Source organism: Bradyrhizobium manausense, assembly GCF_018129685.1.
Taxonomy (GTDB): domain Bacteria; phylum Pseudomonadota; class Alphaproteobacteria; order Rhizobiales; family Xanthobacteraceae; genus Bradyrhizobium; species Bradyrhizobium manausense_D.
In genome coordinates this window covers 62,710-81,843 of the sequence record NZ_JAFCLG010000019.1, presented here as the reverse complement: position 1 = coordinate 81,843, position 19,134 = coordinate 62,710, and the positions used below count along the sequence as shown (strand labels likewise).

Here is a 19,134-nt window from a genome sequence, read left to right as displayed (position 1 = left end):
GTCCCCGGCCTATCCCGGCCTGCCGCCGCTTGACCGCGCCGTGGTATCGTCGGTTCGAGTGATTCGGGATCTCGCATGACTGAAACGGCCGATGATCTGAGCGCCCCGCTCGGACAGGACAAGCCGCGCCGGAAGCGGCGGCTGCGGCTGCCGTTCACCGCCACGCAGGCGCTGGCGGTCATGCTCGGCCTGTTCCTGGTCGCCTTCGCCGGCTTTGCCATTTTCAACAAGGACCCGCTCGGCGGCGAGCCGATGACGCGGATCGCGATTCGCGATCCCAAAGCCACCGATGAGAAGCCTGCCGCCGGCCACGGCGAGGAGCAGGCTCAAGAGGGCAAGCATGCGACCAAGGAGACGCCGAAACAGGCGGTCTCCGGCGAGCACAAGACCGTCACCATGATCGACGGTTCGACCGGTGAGCGCCGCGACGTGCTGATTGGCGCGGGCGAGGCCGCCGACAAGGGCGAAGCGTCCGCAGCACCGGCGGTCATGGCCGGAATCGATCCAAAACTGCTGGAGAAGTCCCGCTACGGCATGATCCCCGCGATGTCAGGCGACCTCAAGCCGTTCAACGTCTACGCAGCCGAAGCCGACCGGGCCAAGGCAGCCAAAATGCCTGTGGTCGCGATCGTGATCGGCGGCCTCGGCGTCGGCGCTGCCAAGACCACCGAAGCGATCATGAAGCTGCCGGGCGCGATAACGCTGGCTTTCACGCCCTATGGCGCCGACCCCGGCAAGCTCGCAGAGCGCGCCCGCGCCCAGCGCCACGAGATCTTCCTGCAGATCCCGATGGAGCCCTACGACTTCCCGGACAACGACCCTGGCCCGCAGACGCTGCTGACCTCGCTTACCCCCGACCAGAACGCAGACCGCCTCTATTGGCACCTCAGCCGGATGCAGGGTTATGCCGGCCTTGCCAATTTCATGGGTGCCCGCTTCATCGCGACGGATGCCGCGATGCAGCCCATCATCCGCGAGGCGTCCAAGCGCGGGCTCGGCTTCTTCGACGACGGCTCCTCGCCCCGCAGCATCGCAGCCCAGGCGGCCGGGAGCTTCGCCGTACCTTTCGGCAAGGGGGATATCGCGCTGGATGCGGTGCCGACCCCGACCGAGATCGACCGCGCCCTGAACAAGCTGGAATCGACCGCACGGGAGCGCGGTGTCGCCATCGGCACCGCCTCGGCGCTGCCGGTCTCGATCGAACGGATCAGCGCCTGGATCAAGACCTTGAGCGACCGGGGTATCCTATTGGTGCCATTGACAACCGCGATGCTGAAATCAAAATCCAGCTAAATCAACGAATTGGTCCGCCACGGGCGCGCGCCCGGGAGTGGACCGTCAGTACGCGAGGGGTTTGGCGGAATGGCGCGTTATGAGGATCTGCCCTACCGAACCTGCGTCGGGGTGATGCTGATCAACACGAAGGGCCTGGTGTTCATCGGCCGGCGCGCCGGCGGGATCGAGCATGTCGACGACAGCCATGTCTGGCAGATGCCGCAGGGCGGCGTCGATCCCGGCGAGGACAATTGGGACGCCGCCAAGCGCGAGCTCTATGAAGAGACCAGCGTGCGTTCGATCGAACGGCTCGGCGAGGTGCCGGACTGGCTGATCTACGACATCCCGCGCACTGTTGCGGGCCGCGCCTGGAAGGGCCGCTACCGCGGACAGCGGCAGAAATGGTTCGCGGTGCGCTTCACCGGCAAGGACAGCGAGATCAATGTCGAGAAGCCCGGCGGCGGCGGCCACAAGGCCGAGTTCGTCAGCTGGCGCTGGGAACCGATGAAGAATCTCCCCTCACTGATCATCCCGTTCAAGCGCCCGGTCTATGAGCGCGTGGTGAAGGAATTTTCCGCGCTTGCGCATGACTAATTCAAATTGTCACCCGGGGTTCGGTGCTAAGGCATCGCTCGGGCTGGCAATGAGGGATTCCGCGTGACCAACGAAAAACCCTACCGTCCCAATGTCGGCATCGCGCTGTTCAATGCCGACGGCCGCGTGCTGATCGGGCATCGCTTCAAGGGCGACGGCCCCGAGATCATCCTGCCCGGACTCGACTGGCAGATGCCGCAAGGCGGCGTCGACGAGGGTGAGAACCTGCGCGATGCCGCCATGCGCGAGCTGTGGGAAGAGACCAACGTCAGAAGCGCCTGTTATCTCGGCGAGACCGACTGGCTCACCTACGAATTCCCGCCCTATGACGGACCGCAGACGCATCGGCTCGCGAAATTTCGCGGCCAGCGCCAGAAATGGTTCGCGTTGCGCTTCACGGGCAGAGATGACGAGATCGACCCGCTGACGCCGCGCAACGGCCAGCCCGCGGAGTTCGATGCATGGCGGTGGGAGCGCCTCGACCGCGTCGCCGACCTCGTGGTGCCGTTCCGCCGCGAGGTCTATCGCGCGGTGGCGGAGCAGTTTGCGTCCTTTGCCGGGTAGGCCGTGAAAACAACCCCATGCACAGTAGGGAGGGGGCTGAAATGATGAGAGAGTTTTCGTCGGAAATCTGAGTGCCGCGCTAATTCGCCGGCCCCACCGTGAACGGACCGATCGCGATCACGTGGCAATCGCTGTCGCGCTTGGCGCAATTGCCGAGAGCGTCATTGACGGCGCTCTGCTCGGAAGCAGCCTTCACCGCGATGCCTGCGCGGCCCGCGGTCCCCACCGCCACGGCATTCCAGCCAGAAGCAGCATCGGCAAGCTGGCGCGCCACCTCGTCGCGCTCGGTTGCGACGATGGATGAATTACTCGCGGCCTTGAAGAATCCAGTCGCCTTCATCAGCATCGGCACCGGCACGACGAAGACATCGTCGACCGCAACGACCATGCAGGCAACTCCGGCCAGGGCGCCGCAGGACTCCAGCGAACGGCGCGTCGATTCCTCGACCGAGTCGCTCGCGACATTGAAGATGAATTGTCCTCCCGGTCCGAGCGCGATCGAACGGGACTTCCGGCTCGAAAGATACCCGCCTTCCAGCCGTCCCTTACCCTGATCGCGCACCATCGGCATGTCCTTGGCGACAAACGGCCGCTCCGTCGTGGAATCGCGACGAACCCATGGTGTCGGCGGCATCGGCGGTTTGCCATGCGCGTAGACCACGATATTGCCGACGGCATACACCTCGCAGCGACGCGGCGATTGCACGGCGTCTGCACGCTTCTGGCACTGCTCCAACGCGGCGTTCCTGGCGGCATCCTCGCTGGTCTGCCCAGCGACATAGGCATTGTTGCCGTTGACGTTCAGGGCAAAGGCCTTGTAGTCCGCCGCCGCAAGATATTCCTTCTCGAGAGCCGCATGGACCCGCTCGCCGACGAACGGCACGGCGTTCGCAACCAGTTTTTCGCCGCCTGGGCCGGGGAGTGGCGCGGGCGGCGCGCTCGCGGATTGCGTTGGGCTCGGCGACGGGCTCGCGGTGACGGCGGGCGGCGGTGCCGAGGAAGGCGACGGTACCGGGGAGGCCGTCGCATCCGAGGCGATTTGCTTTGCGCCGGGCGCCAGCTCGAGCTTGGTGAAATAGAGGAAGCCGCCGACGCCGATCGCGACGATGGAGACGACGCCGACCACCAGCGGCCACATCCAGTTCGGCGCGGGCGATGCCTTGGCAACTTTCTTCACCTGCGGCGTGGCGTAGGTCCCGTCCTCGCGCCGCATCGCCACCATGTAGGCGTGCACCGGCGTCGGGATGTTCTTGACCTCCTGCGCGCCGATGTCGGCGAACTGCACCGACAGCTTGTTGGCGACCTGCTCGTGCACGGCACGGGAGACGCAGATGCCGCCGACCTCGGCGAGGCCTTCGAGCCTTGCTGCGATGTTGACGCCGTCACCCAGCAGATCGCCATCGCGCTCGACCACATCGCCGATGGTGATGCCGATGCGGAACGACATCTGCCGGCTCGGCGGATAGGCCATGTTGCGGGTTCGGAGGCTCTCCTGGATGTCGATCGCGCAGCGCACCGCTTCCACCGCGCTCGGGAACTCGGCGAGCACGGCGTCACCGGCGGTGTTGAAGATGCGCCCGCTGGCCTTGGCGATGAAATCGTCAATGACCAGACGATAGGAGGCCAGGCGCCGCAGCGTCTCTTCCTCGTCTTCCGCAACGAGCCTCGAATAACCGGCAATATCGGCCGCGAAAATCGCCGCGATCTTGCGCTTCATCTGCGACCTGCCCTGGAACTTTTTGCGGCCGCAGAATGCCGCTATCTCCGGCGCGGTGCAACAAAGTTTCAGCGCCCGCCACGGTGGTGACGAGCGCTGAATTCATTGCAGTTTTTGAGAAGAGCCACGGTGCGCAACGCGATCGCAAGCGCGATGCGGCGATTAGTGCATCGCCGTCGAGGAGACCTGCTGCTGGATGCTCTTGTAGTGGTCGAGCCGCGCAATCGCGTTGTCCAGCTCGTCGCCTTCCTTTTCCTTCAGGCCCTCTTCCATCTCCGAGATGGTCTCGGCGAACTGGGCCCGGTCGAGTTCGTCCAGCGAGGTCGCAACGTCGGCCAGCACGGTCAGGCCCTTTTCGGAGACTTCGGCGAGACCTCCGAGCACGATGACCTTTTCGTGCTTGCCAGCGGTGGTGATGGTGAGAATGCCCGGGCGGATCGCGGCCACGACCGGCGCATGACCGGCCAGCACGCCGAAATCACCCTCGACGCCGGGAATGTCGACCTGGTCGACTTCGCCCGAGAAGGCGAGCTTTTCCGGAGAAACGAGATCGAAGTGGAAGGTGGCCATGGGGAACGCCTTGCGAATGGTGAGTAGCGAACGGGCGAGTGGCGAATGGCGAATGGCGAATAGATTCTACTCGCCACTCCCTATTCGCTATTCGCCTCTCAGGCCGCCTCGGCCGCCAGTTTCTTGCCCTTCTCGACCGCTTCTTCGATGGTGCCGACCATGTAGAAGGCGGCTTCCGGCAGGTGGTCGTACTTGCCTTCCACCAGGCCCTTGAAGCCCTTGATGGTGTCGGCGAGGTCGACGAACTTGCCCGGCGAGCCGGTGAAGATTTCGGCGACGTGGAACGGCTGCGACATGAAGCGCTCGACCTTGCGGGCGCGGGCCACGGTCAGCTTGTCCTCTTCCGAAAGCTCGTCCATGCCGAGAATGGCGATGATGTCCTGGAGCGCCTTGTAGCGCTGCAGCACCTGCTGGACCTGGCGGGCGACCGCGTAGTGCTCTTCGCCGACGACCAGCGGGGAGAGCATGCGCGAGGTCGAGTCGAGCGGATCCACCGCCGGATAGATGCCCTTTTCGGCGATCGAGCGCGACAGCGTGGTGGTCGCGTCAAGATGCGCGAACGAGGTCGCGGGCGCCGGGTCGGTCAAGTCGTCGGCCGGAACGTAGATGGCCTGCACCGAGGTGATCGAGCCCTTCTGCGTGGTGGTGATGCGCTCCTGCAGCGCGCCCATGTCGGTCGCGAGCGTCGGCTGATAACCCACCGCCGAAGGAATACGGCCGAGCAGCGCCGACACTTCGGAGCCGGCCTGGGTGAAGCGGAAGATGTTGTCGACGAAGAACAGCACGTCCTGGCCCTTGTCGCGGAAGTCTTCCGCGATGGTCAGACCCGTGAGCGCGACGCGGGCGCGGGCGCCCGGCGGTTCGTTCATCTGACCGAACACCAGCGCGCACTTCGACTTGACGCTCGGATCCGGATTGTGCGGATCCGCGTTGACCTTGGACTCGATGAACTCGTGATAGAGATCGTTGCCCTCGCGGGTACGCTCGCCGACGCCGGCGAACACCGAGTAACCGCCGTGCGCCTTCGCGACGTTGTTGATCAGCTCCTGAATCAGCACGGTCTTGCCGACGCCGGCGCCGCCGAACAGGCCGATCTTGCCGCCCTTGGCGTAAGGCGCGAGGAGGTCGACGACCTTGATGCCGGTGACGAGAATTTCGGCTTCGGTGGACTGGTCGGTGTAGGTCGGTGCTTCCTGGTGGATCGCACGCAGGCCTTCCGACTTGACCGGACCGGCTTCGTCGATCGGCTCGCCGATGACGTTGATGATGCGGCCGAGCGTGCCCTCGCCGACGGGGACGCGGATCGGCGAACCGGTGTCGATCACCTCCTGGCCGCGGACCAGACCTTCGGTGGTGTCCATCGCGATGGTGCGGACGGTCGATTCACCGAGATGCTGGGCGACTTCGAGCACCAGGCGGTTGCCGCCGTTCTTGGTCTCGAGCGAATTGAGAATGGCCGGCAGATGGCCTTCGAACTGCACGTCGACGACGGCGCCGATGACCTGGGTGACGCGACCGGACTGGGCTGCCATTGAATGTCTCCTTCGATCCGAACTTCTGAACCGCGGTCAATCTGACCGGGATGTTGCGTTTGACGGGTGCTGAAGCGCCTTGATCAGACGGCCTCGGCACCCGAGATGATTTCGATCAGTTCCTTGGTGATCTGCGCCTGACGCGTGCGGTTGTAGACCAGCGTCTGCTTGCGGATCATCTCACCGGCGTTGCGCGTCGCATTGTCCATCGCGCTCATCTGAGCGCCGTAGAACGAGGCGTTGTTCTCGAGCAGCGCGCGGAAGATCTGGATCGCGAGGTTGCGCGGCAGCAGGCGGGTGAGGATCTCGTCCTCTTCCGGCTCGTATTCATAAGATGTCGTGCTGGCACCGGCGCCCTCTTCGACCACCAGCGGAATGATCTGCTGGGCGGTCGGGATCTGCGCGATCACCGACTTGAAACGCGAGTAGAACAACGTGCAGACGTCGAACTCGCCGTTGTCGAAACGCGCCAGAACCTTCTTGGCGATGTCTTCGGCGTTGACGAAGCCGAGCTGGCGCACGCTGCGAAGATCGAGGTGCTCGACGATCTGCTTGTCGAACTGGCGGCGGAGCTGCTCATAGCCCTTGCGGCCGACACAGAAGAATTTCACTTCCTTGCCCTGGTTCATCAGGGCCAGCGCGCGCTCGCGGGCGAGACGCACGATCGACGAGTTGAACGCGCCTGATAGTCCGCGCTCGCCGGTGCAGACCAGCAGCAGGTGAACCTGATCGCGGCCGGTGCCGGCCATGAGCGCCGGTGCGCCGGGCGAACCTGCGGCGGCGCTTGCGATGTTGGAGATCACCGCGCTCATCTTGTCGGCATAGGGACGCGCAGCTTCCGCGGCGGTCTGCGCGCGGCGCAGCTTCGAGGCCGCGACCATCTGCATGGCCTTGGTGATCTTTTGCGTCGCCTTGGTGGAGGCGATGCGGACGCGCATGTCTTTAAGTGACGCCATTCTTCGTTCACCCCGGCGATCAGCCTGTGGCTGGACCGCGACCCTATCCTGTCGTCATGCCCGGGCGTGTCCCGGGCATCCACGTACCTGCCTCCACGCCGCGAGGCGTGGATGGCCGGGACAAGCCCGGCCATGACGGCGCTTCTTATGCAAACGACTTCGCAAAACCTTCGACCACCGACTTCAGCTTGGCAGCGGTGTCGTCGGTGAGGTCGCGGCTGTCGCGGATCGCATTGAGGATGTCGACGTTCTTGCCGCGCAGCAGCGAGAGCAGACCGTCCTCGAACGCGCGCACCTTGTTGACCGGAAGCGGATCGAGATAGCCGTTGGTGCCGGCCCAGATCACGCAGACCTGCTCTTCCATCTTCAGCGGCGAGAACTGCGGCTGCTTCAGGAGTTCGGTCAGGCGCGAGCCGCGGTTCAAGAGGCGCTGGGTCGAGGCGTCGAGGTCGGAGCCGAATTGCGCGAACGCCGCCATTTCGCGGTATTGCGCGAGCTCACCCTTGATCTTGCCGGCGACCTTCTTGGTGGCCTTGGTCTGCGCCGACGAACCCACGCGCGACACCGACAGACCGACGTTCACCGCGGGACGGATGCCCTGGAAGAACAGGTCGGTTTCCAGGAAGATCTGGCCGTCGGTGATCGAGATGACGTTGGTCGGAATATAGGCCGACACGTCGTTGGCCTGGGTTTCGATGACCGGCAGCGCGGTGAGCGAGCCCGAGCCATGGTCCTTGCTGAGCTTCGCCGCGCGCTCGAGCAGGCGGGAGTGCAGATAGAAGACGTCGCCCGGGTAGGCTTCGCGGCCCGGCGGGCGGCGCAGCAGCAGCGACATCTGGCGGTAAGCGACGGCCTGCTTGGACAGATCGTCATAGATGATGACGGCGTGCATGCCGTTGTCGCGGAAGAATTCGCCCATGGTGCAGGCGGTAAAGGGCGCGATGTACTGCATCGGCGCCGGATCCGACGCGGTGGCGGCGACGACGATCGAATATTCGAGCGCGCCCTGCTCTTCCAGCACCTTCACGAACTGGGCGACGGTCGAACGCTTCTGACCGACTGCGACGTAGACGCAGTACAGCTTGATGTTCTCGTCGGGCTGCGCGTTGAGCGGCTTCTGGTTCAGAATGGTGTCGAGCGCGATCGCGGTCTTGCCGGTCTGACGGTCGCCGATGATCAGCTCGCGCTGGCCGCGGCCGATCGGGATCAGGGCGTCGATCGCCTTGAGGCCGGTCGCCATCGGCTCGTTCACCGATTTGCGCGGAATGATGCCGGGCGCCTTGACGTCGACGCGCATGCGCTTGTCGGCCTGGATCGGGCCCTTGCCGTCGATGGGATTGCCGAGCGCGTCGACGACGCGGCCGAGCAGGCCCTTGCCGACCGGCGCGTCCACGATGGCGCGGGTGCGCTTGACGGTCTGGCCTTCCTTGATCTCGCGGTCGGCACCGAAGATGACGACACCGACGTTGTCGGTTTCGAGGTTCAGCGCCATGCCGCGGGTGCCGTTCTCGAACTCGACCATTTCACCGGCCTGGACGTTGTCCAGACCGTAGACGCGGGCGATACCGTCGCCGACGGACAGCACCTGTCCGACTTCGGAGACTTCAGCTTCCTGGCCGAAATTCTTGATCTGGTCCTTGAGGATCGCGGAAATTTCCGCGGCGCGGATGTCCATCAGCCTGCCTCTTTCATCGCGTGCTTGATCGAATTGAGTTTGGTGCGAAGCGAACTATCGACCATGCGGCTGCCAAGCTTCACGACGAGGCCACCGATGATCGAGGGATCGATCTTCACGTTGAGCGCGACGTCCTTGCCGGTCACCGACTTCAGGGCAACCTTGAGGGCGTCGAGATTCTTGTCCGACAGCGCTTCCGCGACCGTGACGTCCGCGGTCGCCTCGCCCTTGAACTTGGCGACGAGGGCGCGATAGCCGCGAATGACGTCTGCCACCACGAAGAGGCGACGGTTGGCGGTCAGCACTTTGAGGAAATTGGCGGAGATGCCGCCGATGCCCGCCTTGTCCAGCACGGCCGAGAGGGCCCTGGACTGGGCGTCAGCCGCGAAAACCGGACTGCGGACGAGGCGCTTGAGATCAGCGCTTTCGGTCAACAGCCCCTCGAATTTCTCGAGATCGGCTTTGACCTCGTCGACCACTTTCTGGTCGCGGGCCAGTTCAAACAAGGCCGTTGCATAACGGCCGGACACACCTGAAACGGACGTATCTTCTGCAGCCACAGACGCGCTCTTTGTGCTGTCAAACTCGCAAGGGAAAAACCGTCGCCACGAAGCGGCGCCTAGCGATCCAAGCCCTTGGAATTCAAGCGGGACTTTGATTCTCGGCCGACACGGGACGTGCCGGATCCGTTAAAATCGCGGCTTTGCTAACATAGCAGGCGCGCACGTGCAACATGACGCCAAATTAAAGGCGCCGCGTTTCATCGCCAGTTCGTCGCACATCGGGATGCGCGATCTCCGAGCCTGCCACGAACCTCCCACGACACGGAATTGCCACGCGCGTTCCGTCGGCCATCGGCCGTTCGTTCCTGCCCCCAGCGCATAGCGGCCATGAACACGACTCGCTGAGGCGTGACCTGCGACACGCAGACCGCGTCCGCCGAATACTTACCCAATTCTAAATCCGAAGAATAACAACTTTGTTTTACAGTATTGCCAAGTAATCAGTAAGTTAACGAACCGTTAAAGGGGAAGATTACGGAACATCACCTGAATATCGATTCGGATCACAAGATATTTCATGACGACACGGAACAGAATTACTGCCCAATTCATGCCTCATTGCGAAAGGAAACGCCAACCCGCTCACAAACTGATGGGGGCTTCACTAGCCACATATGTGGCAATACTAGCTTAGGGACCACTAAATGCTGTCTTTGAAGATGCTGGGCACTGTGACCCGGCCTCGTACGGCGATCGCTTTCGTCGCCGCAACTCTCCTCGTCGGTGGAACTGCCACCGAAGCTTCCGCCAAATCCAGGCATCACCGCCACCACCACCTCGCCAACAATGACGCCAATCCCAGCTCCGACTGGCGCAATGCCAATGCGTCCATGACCCCGTCGTCGGGCAGCGGACACACCTTCTCGGGCATGGCTTCCTATTACGGCAACGAGTCCGGCAGCCGGACCGCATCGGGCCAGCGCTTCAATCAGAACGCCCTGACCGCGGCGCACCGTTCGCTGCCGTTCGGCACCAAGGTCCGCGTGACCCATGGCGGCCAGAGCGTCATCGTCACCATCAATGACCGTGGCCCGTTCGTGCGCGGCCGCGTGCTCGACCTCTCCACGGGCGCAGCCCGCGCCATCGGCCTCACCGGTGCCGGCGTCGGCCGCGTCACCGCGGAAGTGGTCTCGTAAGAGCGCGAACAGCGCCTCACCCCACACGCGCAGTTTTCATCATCGTCCGAACGGACATGAGCAGTTTGATGCGCGCGTGAAACAAGCCCGTGGTCTTGCCCATAATCTTTGGGGGACCACGGGCTTTTTTTATTCTCTTCGTCATTGCGAGCGAAGCGAAGCAATCCAGAATCTTTCCGCGGAAAGACCCTGGATTGCTTCGTCGCAAGGGCTCCTCGCAATGACGGGGAGAGAGTTGGGGCCAGCCTTACAAAAAGCTCTGCGGATCGACGTCGACCTCGAGCTTCTGATTGCCGGTCGGCTTCGGGCAGACCGCGAGCCAGTTGCGCAAATAATCCGACAGGTCAAAGCCGCGCGCCGATTTGACCAGGATGCGGAAGCGGTAGCGGCCCTTGATCACGGCGAGCGGGGCTTCCGCCGGGCCCAGCACCACGACGCGCTCGTCGCGCGGCGCGAGCGCAACGAGCTTGCGGCCGAGGCCCTCGGCGCTCGGACGATCGCCGGCCGAAATGATCAGGCTCGCAAGGCGCCCGAACGGCGGATAGAGCGTCTTCTCGCGCAACTCGATCTCGCTGTCGTAGAAGGCCTCGCGATCGCAGGCGATCAGCGCCTTCATGACGGGATGATCGGGCTGATGGGTCTGGAGATAGCCGACGCCGCGGCCCTGCTCGCGGCCGGCGCGGCCGATCACCTGGTTGAGCAATTGCCAGGTGCGCTCCGCCGCGCGCGGGTCGCCGTTGGACAGGCCGAGGTCCGCATCGACCACGCCGACGAGATTGAGCCGCGGGAAATTGTGGCCCTTGGCGACGAGCTGCGTGCCGATGATGATGTCGACGCGGCCTTCCGCGATCTCGTTGAGCTCGCTGCGCATCGTCTCGATCGAGGTGATGAGATCGCTCGACAGCACCATGGTGCGCGCTGCCGGAAACAGCGCAGCCGCCTCCTCCTGCAGGCGCTCGACGCCGGGGCCGACCGCGACCAGCGATTCCTCGGCGGCGCAGTGCGGGCAGGTCGGCGGGCGCGGCATCGAGAAGCCGCAATGGTGACAGACCAGGCGCTGGCGAAAGCGATGATCGACCAGCCAGGCATCGCAGATGGTGCAGGCGAAGCGATGGCCGCAAGCGCGGCACAGCGTCAGCGGCGCATAGCCGCGGCGATTGAGGAACAGCAGCGCCTGCTCGCGCTTCTCGATCGCACCCCTGATCTCGCCGGCCAGTCGCGGCGAGATGTAGCGGCCGCGCGCGGGCGGCTCGCGGCGCATGTCGATGGCCTCGATATGCGGCATGTGCTGGCCGCCGAAGCGCGAGGGCAGCGCGATGCGCTGATAGCGGTTCTTGCGCGCATTGACCTCGGATTCCACCGACGGCGTCGCGGACGCCAGCACGATCGGGATTTTTGCGATATGCGCACGCACCACCGCCATGTCGCGGGCATGATAATGCACGCCCTCGTCCTGCTTGTAGGCCTGGTCGTGCTCCTCGTCGACCACGATGAGACCGAGATTGGCGTAAGGCAGAAACAGCGCCGAGCGCGCGCCGACCACGACGGGCGCGGTGCCTTCCGAGATCGCCGCCCAATTGCGCGCGCGCGTGCGCGGCGTCAGCTCCGAATGCCATTCGATCGGACGCACGCCAAAACGCTGCGCGAAACGATCGAGGAACTGGCCGGTCAGCGCGATCTCCGGCATCAGGATCAGCGATTGCCTGCCGCGACGAATGGTTTCGGCAACGGCTTCGAAATAGACCTCGGTCTTGCCGGAGCCCGTGACGCCGTCGAGCAGCGCGACATGAAAGGTGCCGTTGGCCGCGAGCGCGCGCATCGCATCCACGCCGGCGCGCTGCAGCGGCGAAAAGTCCGGCCGGCCAAATTCGGGATCGGGCGCCGGCGGCGGGGGCTGCGGCGGCATCGGCTCGACCGTGAGCGTGCCTTCGTCGACGAGGCCGTCGATCACGCCGGCCGAGACGCCCGCCTCCTTCGCCGCCTCGGACTTGCCGTGCAGCAGCCGGTCCGACAGCACCTCGATCACGCGCTGCCGCGCCGGCGTCAGCCGCCGCGGGGGATCGCCCGTGAGCCGCACGCCGGCGCGGACGCGCTCGGGGCCGAGGTTCTCGCCCATGCGCAGGCACATGCGCAGCACCATGCCGCGCGGGCTCAGCGTGTAATTGGCGACCCAGTCGACGACCGAACGCAGTTCGCCCTTCAGCGGCGCGACGTCGATCTTTTCGCTGACCTCCTTGAGGCGGTTGTGCAGGCGTGGATCCGGATTGGCGTTTTCGCCCCAGACCACGGCCAGCACCTCGCGCGGCCCGAGCGGCACACCGACGAGATCGCCGGCCTTCAGCTCCATGCCCACAGGCACCTTGTAGGAATAGGTCTGGTCGAGCGCGACAGGCACCAGCACGTCGACCATGCGGGTCGCGTTGGCGGGGACGGCGGCGCTGCGCGAGGTGTGATCCATGCCGGGAGAATCGGAACCTTTTGAGGTCTCTTGGGGCCTTCAGGCTAGCGCCCCGAAGCGGCCTTAGCGAACAGTAAACGAGTGTGATGCGATATACTGTGCGGAATCATCTCGTCCAGAGCGCATGAGCAAAGCCGCCGCCCCACCCATCGAGCTCGCCAGCGCCGATCCCTCGATCGCGCGGGAGATGTCGCGCTGGCTTTCGCATCTCGGCGCCGAGCGGCGGCTGTCGCCCAAGACGCTCGAGGCCTATGGCCGCGACCTCAGGCAGTGCCTGGATTTCCTGTGCAGCCATTGGGGCGAGCGCGTGACGCTGGAGCGATTCGCCGCGCTTGAAGCAACCGACGTGCGCGCCTTCATGGCGATGCGTCGCGCCGACGACATTGCCGGCCGTTCACTGATGCGCGCGCTCGCAGGCCTGCGCTCGTTCGGCCGTTTCCTCGAGCGCGAGGGCAAGGGCAAGGTCGGCGCGCTCTCGGCGATCCGCGCGCCGAAGGTCGCAAAGACCTTGCCGAAGCCGTTGCCGATGGCATCGGCAAAGCGCCTCGCCGACGCCGACGAGCGCGCCGGCGAAGATCGCGAGACCTGGATTCTGGCCCGCGACGCCGCGGTGATGGCGCTGCTCTATGGCTCGGGCTTGCGCATCTCCGAAGCGCTGAGCCTGAAGCGCCGCGAGGTGCCGAAGCCGGGCGAAGGCGACGTGCTCGTCGTGACGGGCAAGGGCAACAAGACCCGCATGGTGCCGGTGCTGCAAAACGTGCTGACGCTGGTGCAGGACTACGTTGCGATGTGCCCGCACGTGCTGCCGCCCGAGGGACCGATCTTCGTCGGCGCGCGCGGCGGGCCTTTGAGCCCGCGCATCATCCAGCTCGCGATGGAGCGCCTGCGCGGCGCGCTCGGCCTGCCCGACAGTGCCACGCCGCACGCGCTGCGGCATTCCTTCGCCACGCATCTGCTCTCGCGCGGCGGCGATCTGCGCGCGATCCAGGAATTGCTCGGCCATTCCTCGCTCTCGACCACGCAAATCTATACCGGCATCGATTCCGAGCGGCTGCTGGAAGTCTATGCGAGCGCGCATCCACGGCGCTAGAAATCGATCATTCCTGACATCAAGCTGTCATCCAGAGCTCCCTGGCTTCCATGCCTCTTGCGCAGGCCGCGCGGTTCGGTCAATCGTGGCGGACCGAACAGGAGGGGATTCATGAGCGCACACGAAAGCATGGAGCACGCCGAGCATGCCGAGCACGCATCGGGCGAGAACAAGAAGATCGCCCTTCTGATCGCGGTGCTGGCGCTGTTCCTGGCGATCTCGGAGACGCTCGGCAAGGGTGCCCAGACCGAATCGATCAGCAAGAACGTCGAGGCCTCCAATCTCTGGGCGTTCTTCCAGGCCAAGAGCATTCGCCGCACGGTCGTCCAGACCGCCGCCGAGCAGGGCAAGCTGACGCTGGGCGGCGCCACCGACGAGGCCACGAAGGCCGCGGTGCAAAAGCAGATCGACGACTGGCAGAAGACCGCGGCGCGCTATCGCTCCGAGCCCGAGACCGGCGAAGGCACCGAGCAGCTCGCCGAAAAGGCCAAGGAGGCCGAGCACCAGCGCGACGAGGCGACCGCGAAATATCACCACTTCGAGCTGGCGTCGGCCGCCTTCCAGATCGGCATCGTGCTGGCGTCGGCGACGATCATCACCGGCATGTTGCCGCTCGCCTGGATCGCCGGCCTGTTGACGCTCGCCGGACTCGGCATGACCGTGCTCGGCGCCTTCGCGCCGCATCTGCTGCATTTGCACGGGTGAGCGCGACTTTTACTCCGCTGTCGTCGCGGCGAAGGCCGGGACCGATAGCGCGTGATTTATCGATTGCGGTTGGTAGGAGTACCGAGCTCCGAGTCTTCGCCAAACTTCTCCCTGGGGTTATGGGTCCCGGCCTTCGCCGGGACGACACCTGAGGGTTTGGCGGGAGCGCAAGCCAAACAACAGCGCTCAACGCGCCTCGTGCACGCTCTTGCGGAAGCGCTGGATCAGGCGGAGCGTGCGCGAGGACCAGCCTTCGCCGTTGCCCCTGACCAGCTCCCGGATGCGCTGCTTGACCGGTTCGACGATCTCGGTCGCCTTGGCGCGCAGCCGCAGCACCCATTCATAGACCCGCTCGAACCAGTGCATCTCCAGCAGCTTTTCGCGCGTGACGTCGAACAGGAAGGCGGTGACGCCGACGCCGAGCATCTTGGCGAACAGGAAGGTGGAGACGCCGGTCAGCCAGTATTCATGCGTCAGCAGCCACAGGCCGACCAGCTTGAGCGGAAACAGCGGAATGATCGGCACGGCGAAGACGATCAACGTCATCGCCGGCGACAACGCATCGACGCGGTCCGCCAGCCATTGCTTCAGGCGCGCCAGCGGAATCAGTGCGACCACCCGCGCGACGAGCGGCTCGCAGTGGTCCCACAGCCAGGCCTCGATCAGGAAGATGATCGCCAGCAGGACCCAGACCGGTTGAAGAAGGCGGCGCAGCATATGTTTCCCGCCCGATTCGGCTCTGGGCAGCTTTACATATGGATGGCCCGCTTGCCGACTGCAAGCGCGGCTTCCTTGACGGCCTCGGAACGGGTCGGGTGGGCGTGGCAGGTGCGGGCGAGATCTTCGGCGCTGCCGCCAAACTCCATGAGCACGCAGGCCTCGTGGATCATTTCGCCGGCTTCGCGGCCGATGATGTGCACGCCGAACACGCGATCGGTCTTCGCATCTGCGAGAATCTTCACGAAGCCGTCAGTCGTCTGGTTGACCTTGGAGCGCCCGTTGGCGGTAAAGGGAAACTTCCCGACAGTATAAGCAACGCCCGCCTGCTTCAGCTCTTCCTCGGTCTTGCCGACGGAGGACACTTCCGGAGTGGTATACACGACGCCTGGGATAATGTCGTAGTTCACGTGGCCGGCCTGGCCGGCGAGGATCTCCGCGACGGCAACGGCTTCATCCTCGGCCTTGTGCGCCAGCATGGGACCGGCGACGACGTCGCCGATCGCATAGACGCCCTTCAGGCTGGTGGCGAAATGCGGATCGATCTGCACGCGGCCGCGCGGATCGAGCGCGACGCCGGCTTCCTTCAGGCCAAGCCCGTCGGTGTAGGGCACGCGGCCGATGCAGACGAGCACGACGTCGGCTTCGAGGGATTCGGCGGCGCCGCCGGCGGCGGGCTCAACCGTCGCCTTCAGCGTCTTGCCCGAGGTGTCGACAGCGGTGACCTTGGCGCCGAGCTTGAACGCAAAACCCTGCTTCTCGAGGATGCGCTGGAATTGTTTTGCGATCTCGCCGTCCATGCCGGGCAGGATGCGATCGAGGAATTCGACGACGACGACGTCAGCGCCGAGACGCTTCCACACCGAGCCGAGCTCGAGGCCGATCACGCCGGCGCCGACGATCAGCAGCTTGCCGGGGACCTTGTCCAACGACAGCGCGCCGGTGGACGATACGATGCGCTTCTCGTCGATCTCGATGCCCTTCAGGCGCGCGATGTCCGAGCCCGTGGCGATGACGATGTTCTTGGTCTCCACCACCTGCGACTTGCCGTCGGCGGAGACTTCGACCTTGCCGGTGCCCAGTATCTTGCCGGTGCCCTTGAGCACGTCGACCTTGTTCTTCTTCATCAGGAACTCGACGCCCTTGACGTTGCCGTCGATGCCCTGCTGCTTGAAATTCATCATCGCCGGCAATTCGAGCTTCGGCGCTGAGACGGACACGCCCATCTTGGCGAAGGAATGCCCGGCTTCCTCGAACATTTCGGAGGCGTGCAGCAGCGCCTTGGACGGCATGCAGCCGACATTGAGACAGGTCCCGCCGAGCGTGGCGTTCTTTTCGACCACGGCGACTTTCATGCCGAGCTGGCTGGCGCGCACCGCGCAGACATAACCGCCAGGTCCGGTGCCGATGACGACGAGATCGTAGGTAGCCATGAGAGAAAGTCCCGTAGGTTTCGCGTTGTGAGGTTATGTCGGCGTCCGCGCGGCGCGTCAGCGTCCGCCGGACACATCGAGAGTGGCTGCAGTCACGTAGGAGGCCTCGTCCGACATCAGCCAGACGATGGCGTTGGCGATTTCATCCGCGGTGCCGACGCGCTTCATCGGCACCATGTGGGCCAGGCGATGATGCCGGTCAGGCTCGCCGCCGGAGGCGTGGATTTCGGTGTCGATGAGGCCGGGGCGAATGCCCGCGACGCGAATGCCTTCGCCCGCGACCTCATAGCCGAGGCCGGTGGTGAAGGAATCGATCGCGCCCTTCGACGCGGCGTAATCGACATAAGTGTTGGGCGCACCTAACTTGGCAGCAACCGATGACAGATTGACGATGACGCCGCCCTTGCCGCCATGCCTGGTCGACATCCGCTTCACCGCCTCGCGCGCGCAGAGAATGGAGCCGGTGACGTTGACGGCCAGGACGCGCTGAATGCGCTCGGCCGACATCTCGTCGACACGCACGCCGCTCTTGCCGACGATGCCGCCATTGTTGACGAGCGCGGCCAGCGTGCCGAGGTCGTCGGCCGCCTTGAAAAGATCGATGATGTCGCGCTCCTCGGCGACATCGCACTTCACCGCGATCGCCTTGCCGTTGCCGGCCTCGATCTGGCTGACCACCTCGTCCGCGGCTTGCTTGTTGCTGGCATAGCCAACCACGACGCGATAGCCGCGCGCGGCCGCCGCAATTGCAGTCGCCCGCCCGATGCCGCGGCTGCCGCCGGTGATGACAACGACTTTATCCGTCACGGCCCCCTCCATGGTTCGACACGCGCCGTCGCGCAAAAGCGCGGCGGCGCTCGTAACGCACTAGGAATCAGAGATCGAGCACCAGGCGCGCGGGATCTTCAAGGCTCTCCTTGACGCGAACCAGGAAGGTGACGGCTTCCTTGCCGTCGATGACGCGGTGATCGTAGGACAGCGCCAGATACATCATCGGGCGGACCTCGATCTTGCCGCCGACGACCATCGGCCGCTCCTGGATCTTGTGCATGCCGAGAATGCCGGATTGCGGCGCGTTCAGGATCGGGGTCGACATCAGCGAGCCGTAGATGCCGCCATTGGTGATGGTGAAGGTGCCGCCCTGCATCTCGTCGATCTTGAGCTGGCCATCGCGGGCGCGGCGGCCGAAATCGGCGATGCTCTTCTCGATGTCGGCGATCGACTTGTTGTCGCAGTCGCGCACGACGGGCACGACGAGACCCTTGTCGGTGCCGACGGCGACGCCGATGTGATAGTAATTCTTGTAGATCAGGTCGGTGCCGTCGATCTCGGCGTTGACGGCCGGGATGTCCTTCAGCGCCTGCACGACGGCCTTGGTGAAGAAGCCCATGAAGCCGAGCTTCGAGCCGTGCTTCTTCTCGAACGCATCCTTGTAGTGCGCGCGCAACGCCATCACGTTGGTCATGTCGACCTCGTTGAAGGTCGTGAGCATGGCCGCGGTGTTCTGCACGTCCTTGAGGCGGCGCGCGATGGTCTGGCGCAGGCGCGTCATCTTGATGCGCTCTTCGCGGGCGGCGTCATCGGCCGGCGACGGTGCGCGCACCTGCACGGCAGCGGCAGGCTGGTTGACCGGGGTCGGCGCGGAGGCCGCACGCTCGATCGCAGCCAGCATGTCGCCCTTGGTGACGCGGCCGTCCTTGCCTGAGCCCGGAACGGTCGAGGCATCGACGCCGGTCTCGGCCGAGAGTTTTCGCACGGAGGGGGCGAGCGGCGCATCGGCCGGCGGCGCCTTTGCGGCGGCTGCGGCAGCCGGAGCCGCAGCGGCGGGCGCCGGAGCAGCGGCAGCGGGCTTGGCGGGCGCAGGGGCGGGCTTTGCAGCGCCGGCACCGTCGGTGATCTGGCCGAGCAGCGCGCCGACCGCGACGGTCGTGCCATCTGCCGCGATGATTTCGCTCAGCGTGCCCGCGGACGGCGCCGGTACTTCGATCGTGACCTTGTCGGTCTCGAGCTCCACCAGGGGCTCGTCGACGGCGACGGCATCGCCAGCCTTCTTGAACCAGCGGCCGATGGTGGCCTCGGTGACGGATTCGCCGAGCGTCGGCACACGAATTTCAGTCATGGTCTTTTCCTCAAGGAGATCGCCAATGCG

17 protein-coding genes are annotated in these 19,134 nt (G+C 64.9%); 6 read left to right on the top strand and 11 right to left on the bottom strand.

Annotated features, from left to right (window positions below; translation table 11 throughout):
• The first annotated feature begins 75 nt into the window (after nucleotides 1-75).
• The 3 genes from JQ621_RS29245 to JQ621_RS29235 all read left to right on the top strand — a co-directional run bounded on the left by JQ621_RS29245 (nucleotide 76) and on the right by JQ621_RS29235 (nucleotide 2,433).
• Nucleotides 76-1,293: a divergent polysaccharide deacetylase family protein gene (locus JQ621_RS29245; protein ID WP_212240063.1), complete on the top strand. Its 1,218-nt coding sequence runs from the start codon at nucleotides 76-78 to the stop codon at nucleotides 1,291-1,293.
• Nucleotides 1,294-1,362: 69 nt separating this feature from the next.
• Complete coding sequence (locus JQ621_RS29240) at nucleotides 1,363-1,869, top strand: RNA pyrophosphohydrolase (RefSeq protein ID WP_212240061.1); 507 nt, start codon at nucleotides 1,363-1,365, stop codon at nucleotides 1,867-1,869.
• Between the two features lie 63 nt (nucleotides 1,870-1,932).
• Nucleotides 1,933-2,433: an RNA pyrophosphohydrolase gene (locus JQ621_RS29235; protein WP_212240059.1), complete on the top strand. Its 501-nt coding sequence runs from the start codon at nucleotides 1,933-1,935 to the stop codon at nucleotides 2,431-2,433.
• Between the two features lie 79 nt (nucleotides 2,434-2,512).
• Here the strand turns inward: JQ621_RS29235 and JQ621_RS29230 are convergent, their stop codons facing one another.
• The 6 genes from JQ621_RS29230 to JQ621_RS29205 all read right to left on the bottom strand — a co-directional run bounded on the left by JQ621_RS29230 (nucleotide 2,513) and on the right by JQ621_RS29205 (nucleotide 9,443).
• Complete coding sequence (locus JQ621_RS29230) at nucleotides 2,513-4,150, bottom strand: adenylate/guanylate cyclase domain-containing protein (protein WP_212240057.1); 1,638 nt, start codon at nucleotides 4,148-4,150, stop codon at nucleotides 2,513-2,515.
• 162 nt (nucleotides 4,151-4,312) lie between these two features.
• The gene (locus JQ621_RS29225) at nucleotides 4,313-4,720 is read right to left on the bottom strand and encodes a F0F1 ATP synthase subunit epsilon (RefSeq protein ID WP_212240055.1); all 408 of its coding nucleotides are present in this window, start codon (nucleotides 4,718-4,720) and stop codon (nucleotides 4,313-4,315) included.
• 98 nt (nucleotides 4,721-4,818) lie between these two features.
• Nucleotides 4,819-6,252, bottom strand: a complete 1,434-nt coding sequence (gene atpD, locus JQ621_RS29220) for a F0F1 ATP synthase subunit beta (protein ID WP_212240053.1) — start codon at nucleotides 6,250-6,252, stop codon at nucleotides 4,819-4,821.
• A gap of 83 nt (nucleotides 6,253-6,335) precedes the next feature.
• Nucleotides 6,336-7,208, bottom strand: coding sequence for a F0F1 ATP synthase subunit gamma (locus JQ621_RS29215; protein ID WP_212240051.1), 873 nt, complete (start codon nucleotides 7,206-7,208; stop codon nucleotides 6,336-6,338).
• Nucleotides 7,209-7,353: 145 nt separating this feature from the next.
• On the bottom strand, nucleotides 7,354-8,883 hold the full coding sequence (gene atpA / locus JQ621_RS29210) for a F0F1 ATP synthase subunit alpha (protein ID WP_212240050.1): 1,530 nt from the start codon (nucleotides 8,881-8,883) through the stop codon (nucleotides 7,354-7,356).
• Nucleotides 8,883-9,443, bottom strand: a complete 561-nt coding sequence (locus JQ621_RS29205) for a F0F1 ATP synthase subunit delta (RefSeq protein ID WP_212240049.1) — start codon at nucleotides 9,441-9,443, stop codon at nucleotides 8,883-8,885. The genes atpA and JQ621_RS29205 overlap by 1 nt, the downstream gene beginning before the upstream one ends.
• Nucleotides 9,444-10,090: 647 nt before the next feature.
• On the opposite strand from JQ621_RS29205, the gene JQ621_RS29200 reads away from it, so the two are divergent.
• On the top strand, nucleotides 10,091-10,582 hold the full coding sequence (locus JQ621_RS29200) for a septal ring lytic transglycosylase RlpA family protein (RefSeq protein ID WP_212240048.1): 492 nt from the start codon (nucleotides 10,091-10,093) through the stop codon (nucleotides 10,580-10,582).
• Between the two features lie 247 nt (nucleotides 10,583-10,829).
• Here JQ621_RS29200 and JQ621_RS29195 read toward each other — a convergent pair whose 3' ends face one another.
• On the bottom strand, nucleotides 10,830-13,040 hold the full coding sequence (locus tag JQ621_RS29195; RefSeq protein WP_212240047.1) for a primosomal protein N': 2,211 nt from the start codon (nucleotides 13,038-13,040) through the stop codon (nucleotides 10,830-10,832).
• A gap of 124 nt (nucleotides 13,041-13,164) precedes the next feature.
• On the opposite strand from JQ621_RS29195, the gene JQ621_RS29190 reads away from it, so the two are divergent.
• The gene (locus JQ621_RS29190; RefSeq protein WP_212240046.1) at nucleotides 13,165-14,130 is read left to right on the top strand and encodes a tyrosine recombinase XerC; all 966 of its coding nucleotides are present in this window, start codon (nucleotides 13,165-13,167) and stop codon (nucleotides 14,128-14,130) included.
• A gap of 111 nt (nucleotides 14,131-14,241) precedes the next feature.
• Nucleotides 14,242-14,835: a DUF4337 domain-containing protein gene (locus JQ621_RS29185; RefSeq protein ID WP_212240045.1), complete on the top strand. Its 594-nt coding sequence runs from the start codon at nucleotides 14,242-14,244 to the stop codon at nucleotides 14,833-14,835.
• Nucleotides 14,836-15,021: 186 nt separating this feature from the next.
• Here JQ621_RS29185 and JQ621_RS29180 read toward each other — a convergent pair whose 3' ends face one another.
• Genes JQ621_RS29180 through odhB form a run of 4 tightly spaced genes read right to left on the bottom strand, consistent with a single transcriptional unit; the run spans nucleotide 15,022 to nucleotide 19,104 of the window.
• On the bottom strand, nucleotides 15,022-15,552 hold the full coding sequence (locus JQ621_RS29180; RefSeq protein WP_212240044.1) for a hypothetical protein: 531 nt from the start codon (nucleotides 15,550-15,552) through the stop codon (nucleotides 15,022-15,024).
• Nucleotides 15,553-15,584: 32 nt separating this feature from the next.
• Complete coding sequence (lpdA, locus tag JQ621_RS29175; RefSeq protein ID WP_212240042.1) at nucleotides 15,585-16,985, bottom strand: dihydrolipoyl dehydrogenase; 1,401 nt, start codon at nucleotides 16,983-16,985, stop codon at nucleotides 15,585-15,587.
• A gap of 57 nt (nucleotides 16,986-17,042) precedes the next feature.
• On the bottom strand, nucleotides 17,043-17,804 hold the full coding sequence (locus JQ621_RS29170) for an SDR family oxidoreductase (RefSeq protein WP_212240040.1): 762 nt from the start codon (nucleotides 17,802-17,804) through the stop codon (nucleotides 17,043-17,045).
• A gap of 55 nt (nucleotides 17,805-17,859) precedes the next feature.
• Nucleotides 17,860-19,104, bottom strand: a complete 1,245-nt coding sequence (odhB, locus tag JQ621_RS29165; RefSeq protein WP_212240039.1) for a 2-oxoglutarate dehydrogenase complex dihydrolipoyllysine-residue succinyltransferase — start codon at nucleotides 19,102-19,104, stop codon at nucleotides 17,860-17,862.
• Nucleotides 19,105-19,134 lie beyond the last annotated feature (30 nt).

Bases quoted from the DNA above. Each gene is read 5' to 3' on its own strand.
- lpdA (WP_212240042.1), bottom strand. From the start codon at position 16,985: ATGGCTACCTACGATCTCGTCGTCATCGGCACCGGACCTGGCGGTTAT.
- JQ621_RS29195 (WP_212240047.1), bottom strand. From the start codon at position 13,040: ATGGATCACACCTCGCGCAGCGCCGCCGTCCCCGCCAACGCGACCCGC.
- atpD (WP_212240053.1), bottom strand. From the start codon at position 6,252: ATGGCAGCCCAGTCCGGTCGCGTCACCCAGGTCATCGGCGCCGTCGTC.
- JQ621_RS29245 (WP_212240063.1), top strand. From the start codon at position 76: ATGACTGAAACGGCCGATGATCTGAGCGCCCCGCTCGGACAGGACAAG.
- JQ621_RS29240 (WP_212240061.1), top strand. From the start codon at position 1,363: ATGGCGCGTTATGAGGATCTGCCCTACCGAACCTGCGTCGGGGTGATG.
- JQ621_RS29180 (WP_212240044.1), bottom strand. From the start codon at position 15,552: ATGCTGCGCCGCCTTCTTCAACCGGTCTGGGTCCTGCTGGCGATCATC.
- odhB (WP_212240039.1), bottom strand. From the start codon at position 19,104: ATGACTGAAATTCGTGTGCCGACGCTCGGCGAATCCGTCACCGAGGCC.
- JQ621_RS29185 (WP_212240045.1), top strand. From the start codon at position 14,242: ATGAGCGCACACGAAAGCATGGAGCACGCCGAGCATGCCGAGCACGCA.
- JQ621_RS29200 (WP_212240048.1), top strand. From the start codon at position 10,091: ATGCTGTCTTTGAAGATGCTGGGCACTGTGACCCGGCCTCGTACGGCG.
- JQ621_RS29215 (WP_212240051.1), bottom strand. From the start codon at position 7,208: ATGGCGTCACTTAAAGACATGCGCGTCCGCATCGCCTCCACCAAGGCG.
- JQ621_RS29190 (WP_212240046.1), top strand. From the start codon at position 13,165: ATGAGCAAAGCCGCCGCCCCACCCATCGAGCTCGCCAGCGCCGATCCC.
- JQ621_RS29230 (WP_212240057.1), bottom strand. From the start codon at position 4,150: ATGAAGCGCAAGATCGCGGCGATTTTCGCGGCCGATATTGCCGGTTAT.
- JQ621_RS29225 (WP_212240055.1), bottom strand. From the start codon at position 4,720: ATGGCCACCTTCCACTTCGATCTCGTTTCTCCGGAAAAGCTCGCCTTC.
- atpA (WP_212240050.1), bottom strand. From the start codon at position 8,883: ATGGACATCCGCGCCGCGGAAATTTCCGCGATCCTCAAGGACCAGATC.
- JQ621_RS29170 (WP_212240040.1), bottom strand. From the start codon at position 17,804: ATGGAGGGGGCCGTGACGGATAAAGTCGTTGTCATCACCGGCGGCAGC.